Consider the following 1,162-nt stretch of genomic DNA (forward strand, 5'->3'; position numbering starts at 1 on the left):
AAACCTGTTTTAAAGCATATTGAGCAATTTATAAAAGGTTCCACCCAAAAGGGTTATAAAGGAACAATAACTGATATTGTTTTATTGAGTCTTGCTGACTGTCATAGAACTACCTTCGGTAAATTTTTAAGTGAAGGTGTTTGGAATATTGCGTTTGCATGGAAAGGTATCAGGAAGTTTGTTATACGTACAATTTATAAATGTTCTTCATCAAATTTACCTATATTTGCAATTTATGATGATACTATTGCTGAAAAGACTAAACCTTCGTCACAGGCAAGGTCACCTATTCAGGAAACAAGCTTTCATCAATCACATTTAAAAGGTAAACAAGTATGGGGACATCAACTTCTTACTACTATGCTTTCTTGTGGTAAAAAAGTTTTACCCTATTCTATTGAGCGTTATAAAAAAGGTGAAAAAAGCAAAATACAAATGGTTTGTGATATAGTAGAAAGCCTTCCTTCACCTAAAGGTCCAGCCTATGGTCTTTGTGATTCATGGTTTACTAATAAAAAAGTCATAAATGCTCATTTTAAAAAAGGGTATCATCTTATTGGAGCACTAAAAACTAATCGTATTATTTACCCGAAGGGAATTGGAATTCAAATTAAAGAATTTACTCAATATATTGAAAAGAATGATGTTTGCCTTGTTACAGTAAACAATTCTAAATATTGGGTTTATCGTTATGAGGGTCACCTTAACGGTGTAGATAATGCAGTAGTATTATTGTGCTGGCACGAGAGTGCATTCAAAAAAGATGGTGCATTACACGCTTTCTTATGCACTGATACCGAACTTGATAATCAAACAATTCTTGAATATTATAGTAAGCGTTGGCCAATAGAAACATTCTTTAGACAAACAAAAAATAATCTTGGACTTAATACTTATCAAGTAAGATCTACTAAATCTATTGATAGACTATTGGTATTAATATCTTTAACTTATATTTACTGCTCAACTCTTGAAAATGCTAATAATTCTTTTAGTAAAGGATTATTAATTTGCAGAAATGAAGTCAAAAAAGGTAATATTCAATGGATTTATGAATGTGCTAAAAATAATATTCCTATTGAAACTGTTTTTAAAACCATGAAAGTAGCATAAGGCGTAGTGTAAATATCTACTGTAAAAATTTGTATCTAAATTTTCTCAT

Annotated in this window: 1 protein-coding gene; it reads left to right on the forward strand. The window is 30.4% G+C overall.

Translation table 11 applies throughout. From position 1 onward, the window contains the following. A partial coding sequence (locus CLTEP_RS13985; RefSeq protein ID WP_066827686.1) for an IS701 family transposase occupies nucleotides 1-1,113 on the forward strand: 1,113 nt, incomplete at its 5' end. Between the last annotated feature and the right edge of the window lie 49 nt (nucleotides 1,114-1,162).

Source organism: Clostridium tepidiprofundi DSM 19306, assembly GCF_001594005.1.
GTDB lineage: Bacteria > Bacillota > Clostridia > Clostridiales > Clostridiaceae > Clostridium_AC > Clostridium_AC tepidiprofundi.